General features: G+C 48.1%; 26 protein-coding genes and 1 pseudogene. 19 read left to right on the top strand and 8 right to left on the bottom strand.

What is annotated here, in order from left to right; genetic code table 11:
* Window positions 1-184: 184 nt before the first annotated feature.
* Window positions 185-997, bottom strand: coding sequence for a GNAT family N-acetyltransferase (locus ACI1P1_RS09930; protein ID WP_416216216.1), 813 nt, complete (start codon window positions 995-997; stop codon window positions 185-187).
* A 179-nt stretch (window positions 998-1,176) separates the two neighbouring features.
* On the opposite strand from ACI1P1_RS09930, the gene ACI1P1_RS09925 reads away from it, so the two are divergent.
* The 7 genes from ACI1P1_RS09925 (at window position 1,177) to ACI1P1_RS09895 (ending at window position 7,521) form a co-directional block, all read left to right on the top strand.
* The gene (locus ACI1P1_RS09925; RefSeq protein ID WP_416216215.1) at window positions 1,177-2,307 is read left to right on the top strand and encodes a DNA glycosylase AlkZ-like family protein; all 1,131 of its coding nucleotides are present in this window, start codon (window positions 1,177-1,179) and stop codon (window positions 2,305-2,307) included.
* A 185-nt stretch (window positions 2,308-2,492) separates the two neighbouring features.
* The gene (locus ACI1P1_RS09920) at window positions 2,493-3,284 is read left to right on the top strand and encodes a hypothetical protein (protein ID WP_416216214.1); all 792 of its coding nucleotides are present in this window, start codon (window positions 2,493-2,495) and stop codon (window positions 3,282-3,284) included.
* Between the two features lie 71 nt (window positions 3,285-3,355).
* Window positions 3,356-3,880, top strand: a complete 525-nt coding sequence (locus ACI1P1_RS09915; protein ID WP_416216213.1) for a CueP family metal-binding protein — start codon at window positions 3,356-3,358, stop codon at window positions 3,878-3,880.
* A 46-nt stretch (window positions 3,881-3,926) separates the two neighbouring features.
* Window positions 3,927-4,163: a hypothetical protein gene (locus tag ACI1P1_RS09910; RefSeq protein WP_416216212.1), complete on the top strand. Its 237-nt coding sequence runs from the start codon at window positions 3,927-3,929 to the stop codon at window positions 4,161-4,163.
* Window positions 4,164-4,231: 68 nt separating this feature from the next.
* Window positions 4,232-4,507, top strand: a complete 276-nt coding sequence (locus ACI1P1_RS09905) for a metal-sensing transcriptional repressor (RefSeq protein ID WP_416216211.1) — start codon at window positions 4,232-4,234, stop codon at window positions 4,505-4,507.
* A 40-nt stretch (window positions 4,508-4,547) separates the two neighbouring features.
* On the top strand, window positions 4,548-5,474 hold the full coding sequence (locus ACI1P1_RS09900) for a hypothetical protein (protein WP_416216210.1): 927 nt from the start codon (window positions 4,548-4,550) through the stop codon (window positions 5,472-5,474).
* A 142-nt stretch (window positions 5,475-5,616) separates the two neighbouring features.
* Window positions 5,617-7,521 (top strand): heavy metal translocating P-type ATPase, encoded by a 1,905-nt coding sequence (locus ACI1P1_RS09895; RefSeq protein ID WP_416216209.1) that lies wholly within the window; start codon window positions 5,617-5,619, stop codon window positions 7,519-7,521.
* A 307-nt stretch (window positions 7,522-7,828) separates the two neighbouring features.
* Here the strand turns inward: ACI1P1_RS09895 and ACI1P1_RS09890 are convergent, their stop codons facing one another.
* Complete coding sequence (locus ACI1P1_RS09890; RefSeq protein ID WP_416216208.1) at window positions 7,829-8,044, bottom strand: hypothetical protein; 216 nt, start codon at window positions 8,042-8,044, stop codon at window positions 7,829-7,831.
* Window positions 8,045-8,106: 62 nt separating this feature from the next.
* On the bottom strand, window positions 8,107-8,760 hold the full coding sequence (locus tag ACI1P1_RS09885) for an NAD-dependent epimerase/dehydratase family protein (protein ID WP_416216207.1): 654 nt from the start codon (window positions 8,758-8,760) through the stop codon (window positions 8,107-8,109).
* A gap of 129 nt (window positions 8,761-8,889) precedes the next feature.
* On the opposite strand from ACI1P1_RS09885, the gene ACI1P1_RS09880 reads away from it, so the two are divergent.
* On the top strand, window positions 8,890-9,150 hold the full coding sequence (locus ACI1P1_RS09880) for a hypothetical protein (RefSeq protein WP_416216206.1): 261 nt from the start codon (window positions 8,890-8,892) through the stop codon (window positions 9,148-9,150).
* A complete protein-coding gene (locus ACI1P1_RS09875) occupies window positions 9,147-9,536 on the top strand; it encodes a pepsin/retropepsin-like aspartic protease family protein (RefSeq protein WP_416216205.1) in 390 nt (129 codons plus the stop codon). Before ACI1P1_RS09880 ends, ACI1P1_RS09875 begins: the two co-directional genes overlap by 4 nt.
* Window positions 9,537-9,621: 85 nt before the next feature.
* Here the strand turns inward: ACI1P1_RS09875 and ACI1P1_RS09870 are convergent, their stop codons facing one another.
* The 3 genes from ACI1P1_RS09870 to ACI1P1_RS09860 all read right to left on the bottom strand — a co-directional run bounded on the left by ACI1P1_RS09870 (window position 9,622) and on the right by ACI1P1_RS09860 (window position 11,795).
* Window positions 9,622-10,533: an SDR family oxidoreductase gene (locus ACI1P1_RS09870; RefSeq protein ID WP_416216204.1), complete on the bottom strand. Its 912-nt coding sequence runs from the start codon at window positions 10,531-10,533 to the stop codon at window positions 9,622-9,624.
* Window positions 10,534-10,634: 101 nt separating this feature from the next.
* The gene (locus ACI1P1_RS09865) at window positions 10,635-11,420 is read right to left on the bottom strand and encodes a sugar phosphate isomerase/epimerase family protein (RefSeq protein ID WP_416216203.1); all 786 of its coding nucleotides are present in this window, start codon (window positions 11,418-11,420) and stop codon (window positions 10,635-10,637) included.
* Between the two features lie 150 nt (window positions 11,421-11,570).
* Window positions 11,571-11,795: a helix-turn-helix domain-containing protein gene (locus tag ACI1P1_RS09860; protein ID WP_113020196.1), complete on the bottom strand. Its 225-nt coding sequence runs from the start codon at window positions 11,793-11,795 to the stop codon at window positions 11,571-11,573.
* Between the two features lie 290 nt (window positions 11,796-12,085).
* Between ACI1P1_RS09860 and ACI1P1_RS09855 the strand changes: the two genes are divergently transcribed.
* The 6 genes from ACI1P1_RS09855 to ACI1P1_RS09830 all read left to right on the top strand — a co-directional run bounded on the left by ACI1P1_RS09855 (window position 12,086) and on the right by ACI1P1_RS09830 (window position 16,978).
* Entirely contained in the window at window positions 12,086-12,331 is a 246-nt protein-coding gene (locus tag ACI1P1_RS09855; RefSeq protein WP_416216201.1) for a DNA methyltransferase, read from the top strand.
* Between the two features lie 135 nt (window positions 12,332-12,466).
* Window positions 12,467-12,892 carry a MaoC/PaaZ C-terminal domain-containing protein gene (locus ACI1P1_RS09850; protein ID WP_416216200.1) on the top strand — a complete coding sequence of 142 codons (426 nt, stop codon included), beginning with the start codon at window positions 12,467-12,469 and terminating at the stop codon, window positions 12,890-12,892.
* Between the two features lie 86 nt (window positions 12,893-12,978).
* Window positions 12,979-13,557 (top strand): TetR/AcrR family transcriptional regulator, encoded by a 579-nt coding sequence (locus tag ACI1P1_RS09845; RefSeq protein ID WP_416216199.1) that lies wholly within the window; start codon window positions 12,979-12,981, stop codon window positions 13,555-13,557.
* Window positions 13,558-13,893: 336 nt separating this feature from the next.
* Window positions 13,894-14,595, top strand: coding sequence for an SDR family oxidoreductase (locus ACI1P1_RS09840; RefSeq protein WP_416216198.1), 702 nt, complete (start codon window positions 13,894-13,896; stop codon window positions 14,593-14,595).
* 277 nt (window positions 14,596-14,872) lie between these two features.
* Window positions 14,873-15,940, top strand: coding sequence for an alkene reductase (locus ACI1P1_RS09835; RefSeq protein WP_416216197.1), 1,068 nt, complete (start codon window positions 14,873-14,875; stop codon window positions 15,938-15,940).
* Between the two features lie 39 nt (window positions 15,941-15,979).
* A complete protein-coding gene (locus ACI1P1_RS09830; protein WP_416216196.1) occupies window positions 15,980-16,978 on the top strand; it encodes an NADP-dependent oxidoreductase in 999 nt (332 codons plus the stop codon).
* Between the two features lie 590 nt (window positions 16,979-17,568).
* Here the strand turns inward: ACI1P1_RS09830 and ACI1P1_RS09825 are convergent.
* Window positions 17,569-17,649 (bottom strand): annotated as a pseudogene (locus tag ACI1P1_RS09825) (helix-turn-helix domain-containing protein); the annotation flags it as partial.
* A 259-nt stretch (window positions 17,650-17,908) separates the two neighbouring features.
* On the opposite strand from ACI1P1_RS09825, the gene ACI1P1_RS09820 reads away from it, so the two are divergent.
* The 4 genes from ACI1P1_RS09820 to ACI1P1_RS09805 all read left to right on the top strand — a co-directional run bounded on the left by ACI1P1_RS09820 (window position 17,909) and on the right by ACI1P1_RS09805 (window position 23,293).
* Window positions 17,909-18,604 (top strand): response regulator transcription factor, encoded by a 696-nt coding sequence (locus ACI1P1_RS09820; RefSeq protein WP_416216195.1) that lies wholly within the window; start codon window positions 17,909-17,911, stop codon window positions 18,602-18,604.
* A gap of 3 nt (window positions 18,605-18,607) precedes the next feature.
* Window positions 18,608-19,852 (top strand): HAMP domain-containing sensor histidine kinase, encoded by a 1,245-nt coding sequence (locus ACI1P1_RS09815; RefSeq protein WP_416216194.1) that lies wholly within the window; start codon window positions 18,608-18,610, stop codon window positions 19,850-19,852.
* Between the two features lie 103 nt (window positions 19,853-19,955).
* The gene (locus ACI1P1_RS09810; protein ID WP_416216193.1) at window positions 19,956-20,639 is read left to right on the top strand and encodes an ABC transporter ATP-binding protein; all 684 of its coding nucleotides are present in this window, start codon (window positions 19,956-19,958) and stop codon (window positions 20,637-20,639) included.
* Complete coding sequence (locus tag ACI1P1_RS09805) at window positions 20,636-23,293, top strand: ABC transporter permease (protein WP_416216192.1); 2,658 nt, start codon at window positions 20,636-20,638, stop codon at window positions 23,291-23,293. The genes ACI1P1_RS09810 and ACI1P1_RS09805 overlap by 4 nt, the downstream gene beginning before the upstream one ends.
* 225 nt (window positions 23,294-23,518) lie before the next feature.
* Here the strand turns inward: ACI1P1_RS09805 and ACI1P1_RS09800 are convergent, their stop codons facing one another.
* Entirely contained in the window at window positions 23,519-23,827 is a 309-nt protein-coding gene (locus tag ACI1P1_RS09800; protein ID WP_416216191.1) for a sensor histidine kinase, read from the bottom strand.
* Window positions 23,828-24,275: the final 448 nt, after the last annotated feature.

Here is a 24,275-nt window from a genome sequence, read left to right as displayed (position 1 = left end):
ATTTGCTCCGGAACGGGCTATATTGGGCCTGTTTGTTACGAATAACGTGTGTCACATTCGTTACAATGGGATTAGGATGTTTTTATAGGAAATAAGCGCTGTGAGATTCGTTAGCGTCCAAAGTCCTCCCCTGCCCGCGTTTTTCGGGGGTGGGGGAAGGGCTTTTCTGTTGCCGGGCTAACGCTCATAGAGGCGCCCAAACGGCCCGGGTCCAAGCCAATTGCATACCGGCCCGCTCCATATTATGCTGGCTGGAGCTTCCGAAGCTTGCCTGCGCAACGACAAGCTCACAGCCGGCCTTGTATGCTTCGTGCAGCCGCCATTGCAATAAGGCCGTTTGCAGGCCCTTCCGTCTGTAATCGGGGGCGGTTGCGGCCAAGGTGAACGAAGCGATGTTATTGCCGGTATGCATCATGGCCACAGCAGCAGGCACCCCATCCCACAAAGCCAGATAGAGCTTCCAGCCGGGGCGGTTCAAGAGGCCGATGTTATTATTGGCAAAGTGGTGCTTGTGGGCAATATCCATACCGGACCCGACACAATGCACACCTGCGTAGAGATCAAAGTCTGCCTCCTGCTTCAGCTCGATTATTGTTACTGGAGAGGGGAGTTTAGGAGACACAGAGCTGGGCAAACCATAGAGGACAGAGTGAAAGCCTGTTTGGTAAAGCCCGTGTTCGGCCAATGTCTTCAGACATTCGGGACCCATCCCGGGCGGATTGATGTCCAACTGAAAGGAGCGGTTGCGCTCCCGGTAGAAGGCAATGATTTCTTCCAGACTGCCGGAGTCATCCGGGGAGAACCCCTTCACAGAGTTGAACAGCCCCCAAGGCATGGTTTTGATATAAAAAGCTGCTGTTTGCCCGAAGGTCCTGATTTCTACTCCTTCCGGATTCCCGGCTCTTTCGCCGATAGAGCTGATTCTCGAGGTGAAGTAACGGGTTTCAGATTGAAGGATACGCTTGGCCACATCTTCGGTAAGAACCGGCAATCCCATAAAAGCCCCCCATTTATTCTAATTTAGAATCATTATATATAATTATCTATTTATAAGCGACAGCCTGTTGTCGCATTTCATTGGTATAATGAAGCTGAAGCTGTTAATCCCTTCAAAAAAGGCAGGCGATTCCCATCCCTACCCAACGTTATGACAAGGAACAGATACGCAGGTATCTGGTGCGGTACCATCACCTGAGCGACGACTCGGCTCTCCAGGGTAGAGAGGATATCGTAAACTATATCCGCAAAACCGGATGTATCCAGTATGACCCGCTGGATGTGGTAGGCAGGAATCCCGATCTGGTGCTCCAGGCCAGGTGCCGCTCTTACCGGAAGGGGGATATAGAGCCGCTGCTGTATCAGGACAGAGTTCTGTTCGACGTGTGGGACAAGAACATGTCCATCAGCACAGTGGCGGATTGGTCCTGCTTTGAGCGGTTCCGCAGGCGTTTCCTGGTATGGTGCCGGGAGCATCAGGCGGTCATAGACGAGATCACGGACTATCTGCAGCAGCATGAATCCGCTTGTTCGTCGGATTTTGCCCATGATGTGAAGGTGGACTGGCACTACGGTCCCCAACGGCTGGCCAAGGCTGCGCTGGAGGCCATGTGTTATGCCGGGTTGGCTGTAGTCCATCATAAGAAGGGCACCCGCCGGTATTATGCGCTGGCCGAGAAGTGTATTCCGGCGGAATACTTCAACATGGCGCCTCCCTACCGGACAGACGCGGACTATTTCAAGTGGGGCGTGCTCCGCAGGATAAATGCCGTCGGGCTGTTGTGGAACAAACCCAGTGACGCATGGCTGGGGATCAACGGCCTCAAAAGCGCGGAGCGCAGCCAGGCCTTCCAAACCTTGCTGGATGAAGGTGCAATCGTGAAGATTGATGTGGACGGAATCAAACACCCCTTATATGTGGCTTCGGAAAATCTGGACCTGCTGCAAGCCGCAGCCGCCCAGCCCTCCGATACAACCGGCTGTGCCAGAATTCTTGCGCCTTTGGATAACCTGCTGTGGGACCGGAAGCTTATTGCTGACCTGTTCGGCTTCGAATACAAATGGGAGGTTTACACTCCCGCTGCCCAGCGGAAGTATGGCTATTATGTGCTTCCGGTCCTGTGCGGCAGTGAGCTGGTGGGACGTCTGGAGATGGAGACTGATCCGAAACGGAACATGCTTGTAGTCAACCGGATCTGGCTGGAGGATGGTGTGGACGGCGGCGCGGGTGTGATGGACCGGATCCTCGCAGGCATTGCCCGCTTCCAGGAGTATAACCGCTGTGACTCTACTGAAATGCGTTGTACCTAGGCCGTGTCTGAAAACTCGTTGAAGGCATCTTTCATCGCCGAAATTCGCTAAAATCTGCTCCCCTCGGAGTTTTCAGACACGCCCTAATAAATTCCTTGCTCAAAAAAAGGATATCAGCCGCTGAACAAGAAACTTATGATGGATGACGATTATTTTGTGAAGGTTGAGAAAGGATCTGAGAGCTTTTGATCAGCAGAGACAATCCATATGTTCATTTTTCCATCGACGATGTGTATCTGTGGCTGCGGGAAATCGACAGCCAAGCGGAAACATCCTCCTCCATCTTTGACCATCCGCGGCTGGCGTGCCTGAAGGCATTCCATGACCGGTACGGGGCAGTGGTTACCTTCAACTGCTTCTATTCCGATGAGCCGGCTACCTGGAATTTAGGGCAGATGACAACACGGTTTAAGGAGGAGTTTGCCGCTCATGCCCACTGGCTGCGGCTGGCCTTCCATGCCAACACCAGGCAGGACAATTATAATGAATGCCCGGAGGAGGAAGCCCGCTCCCACTACCGGAACACCATGGCGGCTTTCCGGTCCTTTGCAACGGACAGCAATATCGATACCTTGGGAAGGACACATTATAACTCGGGCAACTTGGCTAACGTCAGGGTGTGGCGGGACAGCACGCCGGGGGCCAAAGGTTTTCTGGCCAGTGACGACGGCAGGAAAGTGGATATGTATCTGGATGAGGCCCAGCGTGAAGCGTTGAAGCAAGAAGGCATTTATTATGATGAGAAGGAAGCGTTATATTTTATCAAAACCATGCCGCGGCTGGAAAACTGGTCCGATCCGGCTGCAGACCTGTCAGCTTGGGCTGGAGACCCGGCTTATGCCGGAAAGCTGCAAACGCTGGTGTTGTTCACCCATGAGCAGTGCTGGAATGCGGATATGGAAACGAAGCTGGACCGGATTTTTGCATGGGCGGCAGCCAAGAGTTATGAATTTGCATATCCGATGGACCGGATTTGAAGGCTTGCTGCGGCTCATTAACGGCTGTACTATAAATGAGTAGAATATTGGTATTGGAAAGGTGGTTCCCTTTGAAAAAAAGTTTAATATTGCTCGTTCTCGTATTTGCGGCGGCATGCTCTGGGAAGAGTGACCCGGCTGCTGCTCCGGCTTCTCCCAACGGCGAAAAGACCAAACAAATGATAGAGGAATTCAGTTCAGCCAAACGGACGGCCAAGTCCGTATCCGCCAAAACGTCTGAGCTTGTGGTTGTAGAGAATGACGGTTCCCAAACAACCTATCCCATGCCCAAGGATGAGTTTTATCTCTCCATCGCTCCATTTGTGGAGCATACGCATAACTGCTATAACCACAATCTGGCTACCTGCAAGGGTGAACTGGCCAACAAAACCGTGCATGTCAATGTGAAGGATGCTTCCGGCAAGGTGCTGGTGGATAAGGAAGTGCAAACCTACCAGAACGGTTTCCTGGACCTATGGGTGCCGCGGGGAGAAAAGGTGAAGGTCAAGGTGGATTATGACGGGAAATCCTCGGAGGAGCTTTTGACCACCAACGAAAACGACCGTACCTGTGTTACCACCATGAAGTTGTCCTAAAACCGAAAGTCCATAGAGATCGGCCTGGCCGGGAGGAATAGCTGTTATGGGATGTCTGGTGTTTATCATCAGTTTTATTGGGCTGTTCCTGGTTTATTCCGTCATCGGCGGAGTGGTCGGGCAATACATCGTGGAGCAAAATCATATCACCGGCGTGGATACCAAAAATATCTTTATGCCGGTTTTTTTGTATTACGTGCCATTGGCCACGTTCCTCAGCTCCATGATAATTGCAGTTGTGTTCTCTATCAAAAGACAGCAGCGCAAGGAAGCGGAAGATTGACAGAGGCTTCTCCGTTCATATACCGTATAGATAACGAGAGCGTGATCAAGAGGAATGGAGAGTTTAAGATGAAACAATGCATGGATGTAACCAAGGTGCAGGCAAGGCTTAAGCGGATCGAAGGACAGGTGCGGGGCATCTCGGATATGGCGGGAAAGGACGTTCCCTGCGAGGAGATTCTGGTGCAGATTAATGCGGCCAAAGCGGCTTTGCACAAGGTGGGCCAGGTGATTCTTGAGGGGCATCTGCAGCATTGTGTCCGTGAAGGCATTGAGCATGGAGATGCGGAAAAAACCATTGCCGATTTTGCCAAAGCGGTGGAGCATTTTTCACGGATGGGGTAAGACAGGTCCATCATTTTTTTTGGATAAAAGGAGAATCAGGATGAAGCTTGCACGGGAGGATTTCCAAGCTATACAAAACTGGTTTTACCGTAACGCCCGCCCGCTTGATCTGGCAAGATGGCAGTATCACTTCGAGAATGGCGGACAGGCTGCTGTGCTGGCGGCACTGGCTGCTTATCAGAATGAGGACGGCGGGTTCGGGCATGCCCTGGAGGCGGATTCCTGGAATCCCAATTCTTCGCCCATTCAGACAGCAACCGCAGCTGAGATACTGCTGGAGCTTCATATAGAGGACCGGGGCCACCCGGTTATTCAGGGGATCCTGAGATTTCTGGACGGCGGAGCCGAAAAGGATGGCAACACCTGGCGGAATGTGATTGCCACCAACAATGAATATCCCCATGCGCCCTGGTGGAATACGGCTTCGGACAGCACAGCCCGCAGCAGATTTAATCCGACTGCCATTCTGGCCGGCTTTATTCTGCAGTATGCTGACAGGAACAGCTTGTTATATGCAAGCGGGGTCAGAACCGCCAAGGAGCTGGAGGAGCTTTTTTTGCAGGAGATGGATCTGGAGATGCATCCGCTCAAATGTGTAGTTACCTTGCTTGAGTATATCTTTTTGGCCGGGCTGCAGGAGCAATTCGCTTATGATGAGATGAAGGCAGCTGCCGCGCGGCGGATTACCGCTCTGCTGGAACGGGATGCCGGAGACTGGAGCGGATATGCCTGCAAACCATCGGCATTTATCCATTGTCCGGCAGGTCTGGGTTATGCAGACAATGCTGCAATTGTGGAAAAGGAACTGGACTATGTGCTTGCCAACCGGAACCCGGAAGGGATTTGGAGCCTGAACTGGAGCTGGGCCGGCTATGAACGTGAATTTGCTGTCAGCGAAAACTGGTGGAAGGCGGAAATAGCGCTTGAGAAGCTGCTGTTTTTACGGGCTTTCGGGCGGCTGGACTGAAACTAATAATGGTATAACCCACGAATCTTGACGGCACTGACTGCTGTCAAGATTTTTTCATTTTTGGGCCATTGACAATCGTTATCATTGACCATACCATATAGGGGTATACCGTATATGTGATAAGGGAGATGTGGGAACCATGGAGTATACTGCTGGCCCGGACAGGGCAAAACGGGACTTATTCCGTACCTTTTGGGAAACATACGGCTCGATTGTAATCACCATTCTGTGTTTGCTGTTCATTATTCTGGCCTGGTTCATGGGGCGAAACGGGTGGTCCGGGGCGGAAGTGGCATTGTATGTGCTGGCGTATGGGATTGGCGGACACCGTAAGGCTATCGAAGGACTGGAAACCCTGTTCAAGGAAAAGGACCTGGATGTGGATCTTCTAATGGTTGTGGCTGCAGTGGGGGCGGCCAGCATCGGCTATTGGATGGATGGAGCTATCCTGATCTTCATCTTCTGCTTAAGCGGCACGCTGGAGGACTTCACCATGGAGAAGACCAACCAGGATATCCAATCCATTATGAAGCTGCGGCCTGAGGAAGCGGTGGTTCTGGACGGGGGAGCTGAGCGGAGGGTGAAGGTGGAGAGGCTTCAACCGGGGGATGTGGTGCTGGTGCGTCCCGGGGAGCGGGTTCCGTCAGACGGTCACGTGGTGGAGGGACAGTCCGCCGTAGACCAAGCCTCCATTACCGGAGAGTCCATTCCTGTAGACAAGCTGGCGGAGGACGAGGTTTTTGCGGGGACCATCAATGGCCAGGGAGCGCTGAAGATTCAGGTCTCCAAGCCGGCAGAGGAAACACTGCTGTCCCGGATTATACATATGGTGCAGGAAGCCAAAAATGAAATGCCCCCCAGTCAATTGTTTGTGGAACGGTTCGAGGGCATTTACGCCAAAATCGTTGTTGCAGCCGCAGCATTGCTGATGACCCTGCCGCCCTTCATCCTGGGCTGGGATTGGGATAAAACCATCTACCGGGCGATGATCTTCCTGGTAGTCGCTTCGCCATGCGCCCTGGTTTCGTCTATTATGCCCGCCATTCTGTCGGGAATCTCCAATGCCGCCCGGAAGGGTGTGCTGTTTAAGGGCGGTGTCCATCTGGAGCATATCGGGCATGTGAATACGGTGGCTTTTGACAAAACAGGCACGTTGACGGAAGGGAAGCCCAAGCTGACCGATATTGTGCCCTTGCTGGATTACACGGAGGAAGCCCTTCTTAGGCTGACAGCATCTATTGAGAACCTGTCCGAACATCCCATTGCCAAGGTGATTGTCCAGCAAGCCAAGGATAGGGGCGTGGTGCTGGAGACTGCGCAAGCGTTAACCGCCATTCCAGGTGTTGGGGTAAGGGGCAGTGTGAACGGCGTTATGTGCAAGGTGGGCAAAATCGGACTCATGCATAACCCGGTGCTTACCGAGCTGGAGGTGAGTATTGCCAAACGGCTGGAGAGTGAAGGGAAAACCGTTCTTTATGTGGAGGCAGATCAGCTGTTGGTTGGTATCCTGGCCATTCAGGACGTAGTGCGGCCAGGTGCCAAAGCTGCGGTAGCGGCATTAAAGCAGATGGGGATGCAGGTGGTGATGCTGACGGGGGACCGGGAGGCAACGGCCCTAGCCATCGGCAGGCAGCTCGGAGTCGATCAGGTCTACGCGGATTGTCTGCCGGAGGATAAAGTAGCTATTGTCAAACAACTGTCCGTGAACGGAAAGGTGGCCATGATCGGGGATGGCGTGAATGATGCTCCGGCCTTGGCCGTATCCTCGGTGGGCATCGCCATGGGTGCTGCGGGAACGGATGTGGCGTTGGAAACAGCGAATGTGGTCCTGATGGCTGATGACCTGTCCAAAATCTCCTATGCCATTTCCCTTGGCCGCCGAACAGCTCGGGTGATCAAGCAAAATCTGGCGTTCGCCATCGGTGTGGTACTGGTGCTGGTGGTGTCCAACTTTTTCGGCGGCATCAATCTGCCCTTCGGGGTCGTAGGCCATGAGGGCAGCACCCTGCTGGTGATTCTGAGCGGATTGCGGCTGCTGCGGTGAAGGTAGGGCGTTAGAGGCGGTGCTGCTGGGAAGCGAGAGGGGATGGATAGTAGAGAGGGGTGCGGGGAGAGAGGCTAGAGGAAAGAGGAAAGAGGAGCGGGGAGAGGTTGGGAGTAACGGACTGTGGTTCCGTTATTTTGCCAATTCAAGCGGTTTTGAAGTTTTCACGGACACAGGATGCGCTATTGCTTCAAATCGTCGTTGAAATTGGACCTTTTTGGTCAAATAGAGGATCCTCAGTCCGTATGATCAGAAAAACGCTGATTTTACGTGGAATAGCGGATCCTCTGTCCGGATGGCTTCGGATTCATTTTCTCTTTCCGCCAGAAGCGGGGCGCTGAATGGTTTTGATTCCTTCGGTGCCCGCCATGCTGCCAATGGTTGCAATGAGCAGACTGGAGGAAATGATTTTAATGATAACATACAGCCCTGACCCGATGATGATATCGATGAGCAGGATCTTTTGCAGCGTCGATTTTTCTATGGCAATGAAGATCACCTTGGGCTGATGAATCCGTTCCATAATGCCACCCCCACGAGCTTTATCTTCACAAGGTATGAGAGGAGGCGATTGTACTATTCAAATTAAAGCTGCTTCAGATCCTTACTTTCCAAAATAGGCTTGGCAAACCCGTTTTGGGTCACGATAATCATCGCCTTCCCCAGCTGCTCCGATGTGATGAACAAACTGGATTTTAGGAGTAAACGGTTTAATGGCTTAAGCAGATCATACATGGTCTGGTACAGCCTGGTTTTCGATTTCACGCCATACAAGGGAATGATGCCTCCTGGCCTGAACATATAGGCCTGTTTAAAGGGCAAACGCAGCAGCGCATTTTCAGTTTCCCCTTTTATCCTCGCCCACATGGACCGTCCCTTCTCAGTGCTGTCTGTCCCGCTTCCCGTAACATAAATAAACGTCATATCCGCGTTTAATTTGGCCAGTACCTCCGCAACCGAAAGGGTGAGGTCGTAGGTGATTTTCCGGTATTCCTCCTCCTTCAACCCCGCGGCAGACACTCCCAAACAGAAAAAACAGGCATCAAAACCGGTCAAATCTTGTTCAACCCGTGACAGCTCCTTCAAATCCGGAAGCAAAATCTCCCGTAATTTCGGATGCTGCTTTCCTGTGCTGCTGCGGCCCAGAGTAAGAACCTGCTCCACCCCATCGTCCAATAAACACTCGCGTAATGCACTCTGGCCAACCATGCCGGTCGCCCCGAAAATGATCACCTTCATAAAACTCCTCCAAGCCTTTTTCAGACTATACTCATTTACTTGTAATGATAATCCAATATCGGTAGATTTAAAATTGCAATATTAACTATGTTATAATACAACTATGAAAAACCAAGCGGGGTGAAGCCGATGAAATGGGGAGAGATTACGGAGTTGCATCCAGGCCGTTTTGTGCTGGTAGAAGCGATTAAAGTGAGTTCCCATAACCGTATACGTCAATTAGAGGATATGGCGATCATTCAAGACTATGATAATCCGCAAGAAGCGTGGAGCGGCTATAAAGAGCTGCATAAGCTCAATCCCGCACGCGAATTGTATGTATTCCATACGAGTAGAAACAACGTGGAGGTTGTAGAGGAATTTTTCTCAGGAGTACGGCAGAGGACATGAAATTACAAGTTGAGCATGGTTTGCCAATCGTTTCTTTGACCTTAACCCATTATAATCAATCCATCGTTTTATCCAATGTTCTATTCGATACAGGCTGTGCGGCAACTGTTTTTGATACCGATGCGTTAGCTGTAATAGGGATCTACATTGATTTTATAAATGGACAAGCCAAGCGAATGTATGGGGTTGGAGGGACAAGTGAAATATGCTATGAGCAACAGATCTCTGACCTATGTATTGAGCATATTGCTCTGACTGACTTTCCAATTCAGCTTGGTTCGATTCAAGAGCCTTATGGCTTTGACGGAATTATTGGTATAGATTTTATGATGAGAGCCAAATGCAAAGTGGATTTCGAAACTATGGCAATTGAATTTGGAAAATAGACCAAGTGAAACTCTCCGTCAGAGGAAGGCATCCCTTGGTCTATTTTGTATATATGGCATAGAAGCTTTGCTGCATAAAGGCACCTTACCTATACCCCTCCGCATTGGCGGGTTTGCCCTTGTCCTGCACCTCCACCATGTAACGCCAGGCATCCGGCCGGGAGCCGTCCAGATCGGTGATTCCATACACCTGGGCAAGCTCGCCGCTTGAGGTGGATTGCCCGTTCCACCGGGCGGCGTCCGGATCACTGGCCAATGCAGCGATGCCACGGCCAATAAAACGCGGGGTTTCCGAGATGGCAAAATGCGGCTCCCGTACCAGCGCCTCCCGCCAATTGGCTTCGGTTACCCCGAAGGTCTCCAGCATAATCTCGGAGCGCAGCCAGCCGGGGGAAACGGATACCGCCGTTCCTTGATAAGGAGCGAGCTCATGGGCCAAGGATTTGGCCATCCGCAGAATAGACGTTTTTGCCAAATCATAAAACAGCGACAGCCGGTAATGCTCCTCATTATACGCTTGGGTGCCGTCGGTAATCTCCAGAACCAGGCCGTGCGGCTTGCGGATTAAGAGCGGCAGCGCATAATGGCTTGTGATAATATGAGTGTCCACGGACAGCCGCAGCATCCGCAAGCCCTTCTCCAGCGAATGCTCCCACACGGGAACGTTCCACTCCACCATATATTCTCCGCCCCAAATATCATTGACCAATATGTCCAGCTGCCCCTGCTCCCGTTCTATCCGTGCAATCAGCGCCTGTACCTGAAGGGGATCGAGGTGGTCCACCTGTACCGCAATTCCCTTGCCCCCTGCCTGTTCCACCAATTCAGCGGTCTCCTCAATGGTTTCCGGCCGGTTGTATTCCGAACGTCCTGCCCGCGTGGTGCGCCCGGTGACATACACTGTTGCGCCAGCTGCACCCAACTCCACGGCTATCCCTCTGCCTGCCCCCCGTGTACCCCCAGCCACCAACGCTACTTTTCCCGATAAAGGTTTCATTCTGCCGCCTCGCTTCCCTTCACCTTGTTCTTACTTCTATTATAGGCCGGGAATACGACATCTATTGTCATATTGGAAAAACTCGGGGGAGGCCGACCGCGTTATTTCAGATTAGCCTGAAGACTCAGCTTCAAGGCTTCAAGCCGTTTTGCCTGTTTAAATGCAGTATGTAAAAACTCCTCTGCCGAAACATCCAGATAGTCCCAATTCATGGGTTCTAACGCAATTGCACCTGCATAATTCGTTTCTGCAATTTTCCTCATGGTGACAGACCAATCTATTCGTCCGTCGAAGGGCAGCTGGTGCTGGTCGCGGCTTCCGCCGTTATCGTGCAAATTCAGGGCCATCAACCGGGAACCGTACATAGCCAATAGATCCTTGTCCGGGTTGTAGTTCACGTGATGACAGGAGTCATAACAAAATCCGAGATGGGGGGAATCCACCTGCTCCAGCATATAGGATACGTTGGTCAGGTTCTCCAAATTTTCCAAAGCTACATTCACGCCCAGTTTTTCGGCTTTTTCCGTGATCTTCTTGACTCTGTCCAGTCCAAGAGCGTTATAGGGTTTTCTATCGTTGGGCAGGTGCACCACCATAGTCGGGATATCAAATTCGGCGCAATCGGCCACACATTGCAAATAACAATCGCTTAAGGCCTCGCCGTCCAGATTATCCAGCCAGAGATTGTTTTGCTGTTGGATCGGCGTGTGGATATTCTCGATGCTCAATCCGGCCTCCCGCGCCAGCAACGGCCCTTTGCGGTAATCGTTTCGGCCAAAACCCTCACTCCACCATAATAAAACCCCGTCGAATCCGGCCTTCTTTATACTCCGATACCGCTCCTGAATCGGCAGCTCATACCCAAACCAATCATAAATGGTAATCATATGCCCATATCCTCCTCCATTTGCCGTGCAGTATAACATTCGTTTTTCAGGAAGACATTTCCTTTTTGTTCCGCAAATAAAAAAGCCCCTACCCGCCTTCATGATGAAGGCGGGCAACAGGCCCAAGGATGGGGTATGCGGATTGGTCTATCAGATTTTCAATTCCCCAAGCTTGATCAGTTCCACGACCGCTTGCGAACGGCCTTTAACGTTTAATTTTTGCATAACGTTAGAGATGTGGTTCCTGACAGTCTTTTCACTGATGAAAAGCTGCTGCGCGATATCTTTGGTGGTTTTGTCCTGAACCAACAGTTCGAATACTTCGCGCTCGCGGTGGGTAAGGATGAACTTGCTCTTGTGATCGATGCCCTTCAATGTAGTCACCCCTCCTTGCCTGGGTAGTTGTCGGATACAAGGTATAGGGATACAGTCAAATCCATCATATGAAGGGCAGCATTTGTTGGTGCGGGATAGGCAAAAAATGGGCCCATACATTGATGTTTAAGTAGGTTAGGCATCCTAATGATGGCATTTTAGAATATTAAACGGACTGTCTATATTAGATATTCCTGGATTCTCTCTCAACAGATTCTACTCGTTCATGGAAACCTTTTGTAACAGACCCTCCTTATAACCTCGGCTTCAGCGGTACATCCCAAACCCGGATGCGAAAGCCTAGATTCCGGAGGATCCAGAATGACAATCTAACCCTGCAGGAATACCAACGATTCACCTTTCAATGGCTTCGGCAAGCCCATCGTGTATTGAAAACAGGCCGACACATTTACGTATTCATAGATTGGCAAATGTACCCTTATATGGTGATTTGGATGCGCAAAGTGGGGTTCACAATCAAAAATTGCCTGGTCTGGGATGAGGTCAATATGGGGGTAGGATGGGACCGATATTAATCGGGTGCCGCGGATCAGGGGAAACAAAACAATCCACCCGACGGAAAAGCCGGTCGAGCTTGGCATCTAGCTTGAAGCTGATATACCAGTACTGTAATATAAAAAAGCTGAGCAAGTTGATCGGGAGGTGTATTGATGCGTTTTAGTGAATTTTACATCGGACAAGTGTTTCATACAAAAGCAATGAGATTAACTAAAGGGGATATCATTAGATTTGCATCGGATTTCGACCCGCAGTATATGCATTTGGATGAAGTGAAAGCAGTGCAAGGACGATTCAACGGAATCATTGCTTCCGGAATTCAAACATTAGCAGTTTCATTTAAGCTTTGGGTAGAAACCGGCAGTTATGGTGATGATGTTATCGCCGGAACTGCTATGAATAATATTAGGTTTGTAAAACCTGTTTACCCTGATGACGAATTACATACCATTGTGGAGGTAACAGCGCTTAAAGAAAAGCAGGGTGAAACGGGAATTGTTACAGTTTTGTTGTCCACTTTCAATGACAAGGATGAAAAGGTCTTTGAAGGCGAGTTATCCGTTATGGTCAAAAAATGATAAAGCTAATGATTCAAAAAAAGAACATGACGTTTCTTTACTGATCGTTCTCAATATGGTATATTAATTAAGGGAGGGAGTTGGGTATGGCGAGAAGCAAGGAGTTTGAAGAGAAAGAGGTTTTGGATAAGGCGATGCGGCTCTTTTGGGAGCAGGGGTACGAGAAAACGTCCATGTCCGAGTTGGTTGAGCATATGGGTATTCATCGAAGAAGCTTGTATGATACTTTTGGAGATAAGCATAGTCTGTTCCTGAAAGCGATGGATCGGTTTGACGACAAAATCAGCGCCGCGCTTGCAGGAGGGGTTAAACGATCCAAGACCGCATCAGAGGCATTACAGTTTATTTTTAGCTTCATGATTGACGGGGATGAGGACTCGCCAGCCGGCTGCTTAATGGTGAATTCGGCCGTAGAATTGGCGGCGCGTGACGTCGAGGTGGACAACAAGGCCACGAAAGCATTCACGACAGCAGAGCAATTGCTCAAGGAGATTATTCTTTGGGGACAGCGTGAAGGTGAATTCACCTCCACATACAGTGCAGAGGAATTGGCGGGATACCTGCATAATGTATGGATTGGGTTAAGGGTAATGGCAAGAACCTCGGCTTCCAAAGAAAAGCTTCACCGTATTACTCATATTTCGTTGAAGCTTTTGGAAGAATGAGAGTAGTCAGTTCAGATTGAAAAGTCTCCCTTCTGCTACTCCAAACTCTTTCAGATGGATATTATATACTCATTTTAGAATGAACATTCTTAAAAACCGCAGAAAGAAGCTAAAAAGCTTTGCTTTACAGTGAAGTTTATCAGCGCAGTTAAACAACACAACAAACATAAACAACAGATAAGGCACCCTTTTTTTTGTGACATTGAGAATGATCGTTCTCAATAAGGCGCTTATTGAGCAATACTCGCTACCGTATCTACTATGTATCAAAACGCAGATCGAATAGCTTCAACAAACAATTTCATAAACAAAATATAATAAAAGGAGAAAATTATAATGAATATTTCTCAACAAGTTGCATTTGTCACTGGCGCGAACCGAGGTTTTGGTCGCCATCTCACCCTTGAACTTATATCCAGAGGAGCTAAGGTGTATGCCGGAGCCAGAAATCCGCAGTCCGTTGACATTCCCGGTGCAATTCCAGTAAAGCTTGATATTACGAACCCTCAAGAGGTAGCGGCAGCTGCTATGGCAGCTCAAGATGTTACGCTCCTGATCAACAATGCAGGCTCGGCTACAGGAGCTACTTTGCTTGACGGTGATCTCGATCAAATCCAGTTGGAATTTAATACGCACTTCTTTGGCACGTTATCCGTGATTCGCAATTTCGCACCTATTCTTATTAAGAATGGTGGGGGATCCATACTGAATATCCTTTCTGCATTATCATGGTTCAGTAGTGGCGGGAGGGAAGGCGCTTATTCGGCTGCAAAGGCGGCTGCGTGGGCAATGACGAACGAGTTGCGCTTAAATCTGTATCCTCAAAATGTGAGAGTAGCTGGCTTGCATGTGGGCTTTATGGATACAGAGATGACATCGGGTGTTGAAGCTCCGAAGTCCAACCCTGCTGATATTGCAAAAATTGCAATTGATGGAATAGAGTCTGATAGCTTCGAAATTCTTGCTGATGAACCGAGCCGTCAACTCCAGCGTGCTCTCGCTGGCGGTGTAGCTGCTATTTACCCACAGCTGAAATGATGAACAAAACGGTACTAATTACTGGAGCGTCGGGCGGAATTTTAGAAGCGGCGTCATGGAGGTTGGGCAGGTGGCTGACATACGATATCGCGAATTCCTGCGGGGCAAGATTTTAATCATAACAGGGGGGCATAACAGGTTCATGGCATTCTTGCCGCGGTTACTCCCTCGCAAGCTCATGACAAATGCAGTAAGATCCGCACAGGCTAAAGTGGAGCGATAATCAAGAAAGCATTGGAGTTAATAAAATAAACTAAAATTAAAGAGGGAACTTTAAATGGAAAAACTGTGGAGCAAAATTAAAATTGGTAACCTGAAATTACCTCATCGGTTAGCGATGGCACCAATGACACGTAGTAGAGCTCAAGAAGATGGTACACCAGGCGAGCTAAGCGCCCTTTATTATTCTCAAAGAGCGTCAATGGGATTAATTATTAGTGAAGGTACACAACCTTCTGATGATGGTCAAGGTTACTTAAGGTCACCGGGCGTCTATACGGAAAAGCATATTGAGGGTTGGAAAAAGGTTACGGATGCGGTACATGAAGCAGGCGGATTTATATTTATTCAATTAATGCATGTCGGTCGTGTTTCGCACCCCGACAATACACCACATCATCGTCAACCCGTTGCACCATCTGCGATTGCACCCGGTGTAGAAATGTTTACGGCAAAAGGGATGCAGGAAATACCCGTTCCAAGAGAGTTAAGTGAAGAAGATATTCAAACGACAATTGCAGACTTCCGGAAAGCAGCAGCGGCAGCTATTAAAGCAGGAGCTGACGGCGTTGAAATTCATGGAGCAAATGGTTATCTGATTAATCAATTTATTGGGGAGAATTCTAATACACGAATGGATAAATACGGTGGATCGATAGAGAACAGAGCTCGCTTTGCAATTGAAGTAACGAAAGCAATTGTTGAAGAAATTGGAGCAGAACGAACAGCCTTCCGTATTTCTCCAGGAACACCTCTTAACGGAATTAATGAAGGCCAACACGGTCCTGAAGTTTATCTTCACCTTGTAAAAGAATTAGCTCAATATCATTTAGCTTACCTCCATGTTATGCATTTAGGGAACGAAACACTGCTCCGAGAAATTCGCAACATCTGGCCAAATCCATTATTAGTCAATAGAGCTGGACGGGCTCTACAAGATCTTAGTGTAGATATTGATAATGGCCTTGCTGATATGGCGCCAGTCGGAGTATGGTCATTAGCTAATCCGGACTTAGTTGAACGTCTTAAAGCAGGCTTTCCTTTGAATGAAGCAGATCCTAAAACATTGTACTCTGGTAACGGTAACGAGGGTTACACCGATTACCCTACGATGAAAGAACTTTAATCTCACCAACAGTAAAGAATAACAAAAGGAGAATGAGAATTGAAAGCTGTACAAATGGAAAAATATACAAAACAAATCCAAGTAGAAATAAAAAACATAGAAATACCGGAAATCAATAACCATGAGGTGCTTATCAAAGTAAAAGCTACAGGTGTAAATCCCTTAGACATCCTTATTATGAATGGTAGTATTCGCATGATTGCCGATTATGACTTCCCTTTAACTTTAGGAAACGAACTATCCGGCGTTATTGAGGCTGTTGGAAAAGATGTTGTGGAATTCGAGGTTGGAGATCACGTTTATACGAGACTACCCATAAATAAAATCGGAGCTTTTGCTGAGTATGCGGCAGTTCATGAGGATGCAATTTCCGTTATGCCCAAGAATCTTTCTTTTATTGAGGCCGCCGCGGTACCACTCACGGCTTTGACTGCATATCAAGCCTTGCATGATGTACTTCATGTTCAGCCTAATAAAAAGCTATTTATTCCAGGGGGAACCGGTGGCTTTGGTATGATGGCACTCCCGATTGCCAAATCGATGGGGTTATATGTGATTACGAGCGGCAGTGAAAGAGGCAGATCACGTACACTGTCCATCGGCGCTGATCAATTCATTAACTATAGAGAGGAAAATTATGTTGATTTGCTATCTAATATTGATTATGTTATCGATACATTAGGGGCAAAAGAAATTAAAACGGAACTTGCTATTCTCAAACCCCAAGGAAAATTGGTATCATTAAAGGCATTGCCCAATTACCGCTTTGCTGTTGAAAATAATTTTCCGATATGGAAAAAGCTATTGTTTGGTTTAGTAGGTGCCCGTTTAGATCGATTAGCAGTTAAACAGAATAAAGAATATCGCTTCTTATTCGTTTCCGCAAACGGCTGGCAATTACAAAAACTGACGAAACTTATTGAGGATGAAGATATTAAGCCCGCTATAGATTCCGTTTACAATTTTGATGACATTAATATGGCTTTAAATAAAGTTTCTGCGGGCCACTCCGAAGGAAAAGTGATTATAACCTTTTAAGGAGAGGATATGAATTTTAGAAATACGCTCGAAAAGTGCCTTGGCATAACACCGCATTCACGCTTCGTAGCATTTGGCTGATTACGCTATCCGGAAAACGGTTGTCCATAAACAATCTAGATAGGCCGCCGCCGATCTCCACTGTGGCTTGTTGACAGGAGAATTCCGTTGTTGAGCCATCCGGCCGGTTATTGCCGTAAAGCCCAATCAGTGGGAAGCCTTAAATGTTATTATATAATTTTCGAGTTTGTGGATTTTTAATAAACGCCACCTAAAAGCTGAATAGTGTATTTAAGCATAACATTTATATATTCCGTACTTTCTGGGTACCGATGCCCTTCGGCTCCAGAAAGTACGGATTTTTACAGTTTATGAGCTCGAGGAGTCTAGCATTTATAGATTTTTATCTTACCGCGGTAATCGATGTTCCCCCACAACTGTACTTCCACCGCACTTTTAGGGACGCCGATTATTTGTGTCGGTGTTCCTTTTTAGTTGAAGAAAAATCTCAGTTAGAAAACTTATGTAAAAGCTTGTCCTATGTAAAGTTATAAAAAGTAATTTTTTTTGTATTATCAGTACGTGAACGCTTTGTCCTGAACCAACAGTTCGAATACTTCGCGCTCGCGGTGGGTAAGGATGAACTTGCTTTTGTGATCGATGCCCTTCAATGTAGTCACCCCTCCTTGCCTGGGTAGTTGTCGGATACAAGGTATAGGGATACAGTCAAATCCATCATATGAAGGGCTGCATATGTTGGTGCGGGGTGGGCAAAAAATGGGCGGCTGCTAAACCGGAACCTTGTGATGGGAGTCAATATGCTCCTTCTTTTGAGGTATCACGGTTTGTTTACGCCATATCCGTTTGGTAAGATAACCATATCGTATGCTTATTCTGCTTTTAGAAATGTAATATGAGATGAGGAAAACAATGACACAGATTCTGCTGGTTGAAGATGATGCGAATTTGGCATTTGGCATAGAGTATACCCTATCCAGTGAAGGGTATATGGTCATGGTTGCCGGTACCTTGGAGGAAGCAAGACTAAGATTAGCGGCTGGCGGAGTGGAGCTTGTTTTATTGGACATCAATCTGCCTGACGGCTCCGGCTATGAATTATGCAGGGAAATCCGGGCATCCTCGCAGATTCCCGTTATTTTTCTGACCGCCTTGGATGAGGAGGCGAATGTGGTGGCCGGGCTAGATCTGGGAGCGGACGATTATATGACCAAGCCCATCCGGACCAAGGAGCTTGTTTCGAGAATGAAGGCTGTCTTGAGGCGGAACATAAAGCAGCAGCAGGACGTTAACGTGTGGCACTCACAGGATATTGAAATCCGGGTTCTTGAAGGATCGGTGTATAAAAACAAGCAGGAAATTATCCTTACTGGGCTGGAGTACAGGCTGCTGCTTTTGTTGGTTACGCATCCCAAGCAAATCTGCAGCCGTGGTACCATCCTTAGTCACTTATGGGACATGTCAGGGGAATTCATTGATGACAATACACTCTCCGTTCATATCCGAAGGTTAAGAGAAAAGGTGGAGGATGTACCTGCCGCGCCGCAATATATTGTCACGATTCGAGGAGTTGGATACAAATGGAACATGGACGTGTCGGGAAGATGAGCCATGCTTGACGTGATTCGCAACCCGGAATGGAAATCTGTTGCCGTCAAATTCATTGCCTTGCAGCTGGTCTTAGGCATGCTCATGTTTTTCTTTATGAACCATCAGGTCGGCCGGGTCAATCAGGTTATTGTGGAGCAGAACGCCGCCATAATGGGCCATATGCTGAAGAAGGATCCTCAGCTTGAACAAGAGCTTGTGTCCTACATCACCCAAGGCGTGCAACCGGCAGAAGTAGAGGAAGGCAAACGAATTCTGGCCACTTACGGATACGGTTCGGACATATCCATTGAGGACCAGCCAGCGCTCTCCGGTTTGGCCTTACCCATGAAGGCGACTGTGCTGGTCATGATGTTTGTTATTCCTGTAATGCTGCTATTGCTGTGGGAATACCGAAAGGTGTTCGGCAGAATCAACAGGATCTCCCATGCCGCGGAGCAGGTTGTAGAACGGCAGTTTGACGAGCCGTTGCCCGAGGACGAGGAAGGTGCGTTTGGAGCTTTAGGACGAAGCTTTAATGCCATGGCCGGACGGTTAAACAACACGCTGCAGCTGCTGCAGCAGGAGAAGGAGTTTCTTCAGAATTTACTCTCTGACATATCCCACCAGCTCAAAACCCCCCTGTCCTCTCTGATCATTTATAACGAGAATCTGCTGAAGGATCCGAAGATGAAGGAAGACATGAAGGCTTCCTTCTTGGAACGCAGCCGGCAGCAGCTGGACCGCATGGAATGGTTGATTGTCAGTTTGCTGAAGCTGGCGCGAATTGAAGCGGGCTCCATTGTTTTCCGTAAGAATGAGATTAGAATCCGGGATTTGATCGAGGATGCCGCCTTTTCCCTGCAGCTGTTGTCGGAGCAAAATAAGCAGACCCTTCAAATCCATGGCGGCGAGGATCTGCTTATCCAGGGAGATGACGAGTGGATGAAGGAAGCCTTCATTAACCTGATGAAAAATGCAATGGAGCATACGCCTGAGGGGGGAGTGATTCACGTCCGTCTGGAGGAGCATTCCTTGTTCTCCACGGTAGTGATTCAAGATTATGGGGAAGGCATTCACCCGGAGGATGTGCCCCATATTTTCAAACGGTTTTATAGAGGCAAAAGCAATTCGAAGTCCCAAGGCATAGGTATCGGATTATCCCTGTCGAAGGTCTTGATTGAAGGTCAGGGTGGGCAAATTACCGTCTTCAGTAAACACGGGGAGGGAACGGAATTCCGGGTCCTGTTTCTTAAAAGCACCAGATGAAGGGGAAGCTTACGAATATGTAAGCTTCCTCTTCACTTTAACGTAAGACCCGGCGCTTATAATGACTAACAAGCAGGGAATAACAGCGTTGGAGGTAAAATTAATGGAAATCCTAAAAACGATTGATTTGAGTAAAAGCTATGGACATGCAGAAGCCAAGGTAGAGGCTTTGAAAAATGTAAATATATCTGTGAAAAAAGGAGAGTTTGTTGCCATTGTAGGCGCAAGCGGCTCTGGAAAGAGCTCCTTGCTTCATTTACTTGGGGGAGTAGACAGACCGACAAGCGGACAAGTCATCATCGACGGCTCGGACCTCTACACCAAAAGTGAAAACGAGCTTGCCATATTCAGAAGACGCAAGATCGGGTTTGTGTTTCAAGCGTATAATCTGATCCCGGTTCTGACCACGGAGGAAAATATCAAGCTGCCCATGCTGCTGGAAAACAAAAAGACAGATGAAGCCTATGTGGAAGAGCTGCTGGATGTATTGGGACTGCAAGAGCGAAGACATCATCTGCCTTCCGAGCTATCCGGGGGACAGCAGCAAAGAACGGCGATCGGGCGGGCATTAATGAACAAACCCTCCATTATCTTGGCGGATGAGCCGACAGGCAATCTCGACAGCAAACACAGCAATGAAATCGTCGACCTGCTTACCTTTTCGGTGAAGAAATATAATCAAACCTTGATCATGATCACCCATGATTTGAATATTGCGGAGCGCGCAGACCGTGTGGTGAGGATTAAAGACGGGTCAATCGTGCAAAATGAGGTGAGTGGACAGTGACCAGCTACACGGGCCTAACCCTGAAATATATAAAGGGTCAGAAAAAAAGATCGTTGTTGACCATATTGGGTATCGTGTTGTCGGTGACGTTATTTACGGCCATCGGAACCATTGGAGTGAGCTATAGAGACCAATTAATCAGGCATACCATCCAGGATTATGGCGATTACCATGTTTCCTTTAACGGCATTCCAGGAGAAGCGGTTTCCAAGATTGCCTTCCATGCATCGGTTGAAGGAGCAGGAGTCATTAGCAGGGAAGGATATGCTGTCATTAATGAAACAAGTGAAAAGGAAAAACGGGAAAACCCCAATGCTGCCCCTTACCGCTACCTGAACATTAAGGGGTACGATTCGGAAGCCATGGACATGCTTCAGGTACGGCTGGAATCTGGCAGACTGCCGGAGAAACCGGACGAAATTATTCTTTCTTCAAGAAGCTTGAGTCATTTTTCGGTACCTCCTCAACTCGGCGAACGGATAAAGCTGAACCTGGGTATACGCAAGGTAGCTTCCACTGGCGAAGAGAGGATTATTAATGGATTGGGCGATTTTGGTTGGGATCTGGACGAGAGCTTCGAAGCCCAAACCGAGCATGACTATACGGTGGTCGGATATATGGAGGAGATCGGCCGCGGCAGCTGGTCATCCACATTCATACTCCCGGCCATCACATTTAACGATAACCAGACGTTTGATGGGGCGAAGAAATACTTTGTCTACACCAAAATGAAAACAATGGATCACATAAAAGAAAAGACAGAATCCATCCTGTCTTCCTTGAGCGTCGGTAAGGTGACAGAGGATTCCGCCAGAGAGTTATACCGGGAATCCGGTGTGGAGACCTTCAGAGTGGAGTACAATAACGAACTCCTGAAGCTGTATGGGAAAAGCACATACGAGGGTGTAAATAAGAGTCTTATCCTGGCCTACACTGCTGTGGCCGCCTTTATCATGATTTGCACCATAGCAGTCATTTATAATACCTTTCATATTTCTGTGGTGGAACGGATTTCCCAATTCGGCATGCTGCGCTGTTTAGGTGCTACTCCGGCCCAGATCCGCAGCATTGTTATCAAAGAAGCGTCAATATTAAGCTCCATCGGTATCCCTATAGGGATTTTTACAGGGACTGTGTTTATGAAGCTTCTGTTTTCCTATATCAGTTTTCTGCAGCTGGGTCTTCTAAATGGCATGAGAATGATTATTTCTTACCCGGTATTAATCTTGGCCGGAGTATTGGGGCTGGTCAGTGTGTATGCTTCAGCCATCGGACCAGCCAGAATGGCGTCGCGGGTATCTCCTCTTGAAGCGGTTCAGAAACAGGATACGTCCAAGGCGGACAAAGCTGCACGGGCTAAAAATTCTATCCTTGTCCAGAAGCTCTTTGGCATGGAAGGCCAATTTGCCATGCGGAATCTGAAGCGCAATAAGAAGCGCTTCCGTATAACGGCATTTTCCATGGTGATCAGCATCGTGTTGTTTATTGTCTGCAATGGGTTGATTGATTTCTTGAAGCAAACCACGCAGCTGTCGGGCAGCCAATATTCGTATTCTCTTATGTATGAGGGCCCCTCCAAACGGATAGAGGACTCCATTTATGAGGATATTCTCAAACTGGACGCTGTAGAGCATGCCTATAAATTTTACAATAGTCAAGTGATGGCTGTTATCCCGAAGGAGAAGCTTAATCCCAGATACACAGAGCTCAAAGGGCGAAATCAAGGTGTGGAGGCTGAAGGGGGATACCGGACAAGCAACAACTTTCTTTTCTCCTATGGGGATAACAGCTTGGATGCTTGGCGGTCGAAGCTTACCTCCGGAACACTTAACAAAGAAAGTATGGAACGGGAGAATGGTGTCATTGTTGTTCAAAAAGTAAGCACGATCACAGATCAAGGGAAACGGTTAATTATCGACCAGACCACCTTCAAGGTTGGGGATAAGATCAAAATTCGCAGTATGGAATCCAACAAGCAAGGATATCAAACCGTTACGGTGGCCGGTATTGCTGAACAGGATTTATTATCCTCCAGCCCCAGTGAGAGTGCTATTCTTGGTTTCATTACGACGCCCGCCGTTTATGAGAAAATCGTTGGCAACGATAACTTCGCCAGAATATTCATTCTTGCCTATTCTGACCGCCCCCATAAACCGATAACGGACTACCTTCACGCGTTAACCAAGTACGATGGCGGCTACAACTATACGGATCGGGTGGCAGAGCTGGAGCAAGCGAAGAATGATGCCATGATCGCCAGTATCTTTCTGTACGGTTTTATGGGAGTCATTGCTCTTATCTCGTTCTTGAACATTGTCAACACCGTGAGCACCAATCTGATCCTGCGTTCCAAGGAATTCGCTGTTCTGAAGGCGATCGGTATGACACAACGGCAAATGAACAGGATGATCCTTTTAGAAAGTGTTTTTTATGGGGTAATTGCTGGAGTTTACGGTGCTGCAAGCGGTACGGCTGTAAGCTATGGCATACACCGTCTGTTTATGGATGCTGTGGAAATCGTCTGGACGGTTCCCTGGAGCAGCATCGGCATTGCCTGTGCAGGAGCCATGATCACGACATTTGCCGCAACGGTTCAACCCATGCGCAGGCTGAATAAGGTCAAGATCATTGAAGCTCTGGTGCGGGAAAATTAAGTGATTTATTACATGATTTCGTCCTTTCTAAAGGAACAGCGATGGAAAAAATATAAACGGTTTTTCAGAATATTTGAGAGCATACATCAGCAAATTATCTATGGCTCTGGCGAATTTGTTGCTGTCTATTGTAGCCACAAGGGGCGAGAAGCCGATTTTTTTATAATGGAAACATGATGCTCTTGAGCTAACGGTTCGAATTCAACTAACATTTGCTCCAGCAGCTCATACACGTCTACTGCTTTTTAAGCTTAATTGGACATCCGGCGTCGTGAGCCGGGTATATTCGAATAAATCGTCAATGAGCTTCTTGAGGTGCATCGCCCGGTTGTAGGAATTTTGAAGAAACCGGTTGTATTCCTCCTGGTCTTGATAGGATTCCGTTCGTAACAGCTCTAAGTACCCGATAATGCTGGTTAAGGGTGTTTTTAAGTCATGAGAGACTCCCGTAATAAGCTCCATTTTGGACTTTTGCTCCAAAATGGCAAACTCCAAGGGAGTAAGGGTAATGGGTTTATCCTTAAGCGTGATCATTAATTTCTCTTTATCAATAATGAGCTCCTTTATGCGGATTAAGGAACCCCCTGTATTGGAGTCTTTATCCGTGTAAGCCTGACACCGGAGCTGGGCTTTAACCTGTGATAACTATGAAGAAAATCTTAAGAGACCTGGCATAAAGAAAACCCGGGCAGCAAGGTTGCTGTCCGGGCCAGGGTATATGCTTTAGTGCATCATTTGGAATACAGCCTATACGAACCGAAGTGTCTGAGGTTCTTGGCGTGAACATACTAAAGGAATTCTGAAGCACATTATAGGAAGGCTTTTGTATTCAAGCGCCAAATGCATTAAACTGGGTACATGCACTCGTTAAGAGTAATTTTTACACGGGAATGGTACACAGGGGATGGAGATGGTGAGGGTTGGATCCAAAAAATGAGCTTAAGCAGGACCAAGCGGGAACTTGCTCGGAGCATGAGTTAAA

The organism is Paenibacillus mesotrionivorans (assembly GCF_046098205.1).
Taxonomy (GTDB): Bacteria; Bacillota; Bacilli; order Paenibacillales; family NBRC-103111; genus Paenibacillus_AR; species Paenibacillus_AR mesotrionivorans.
This window is presented reverse-complemented; position numbering and strand designations above follow the sequence as displayed.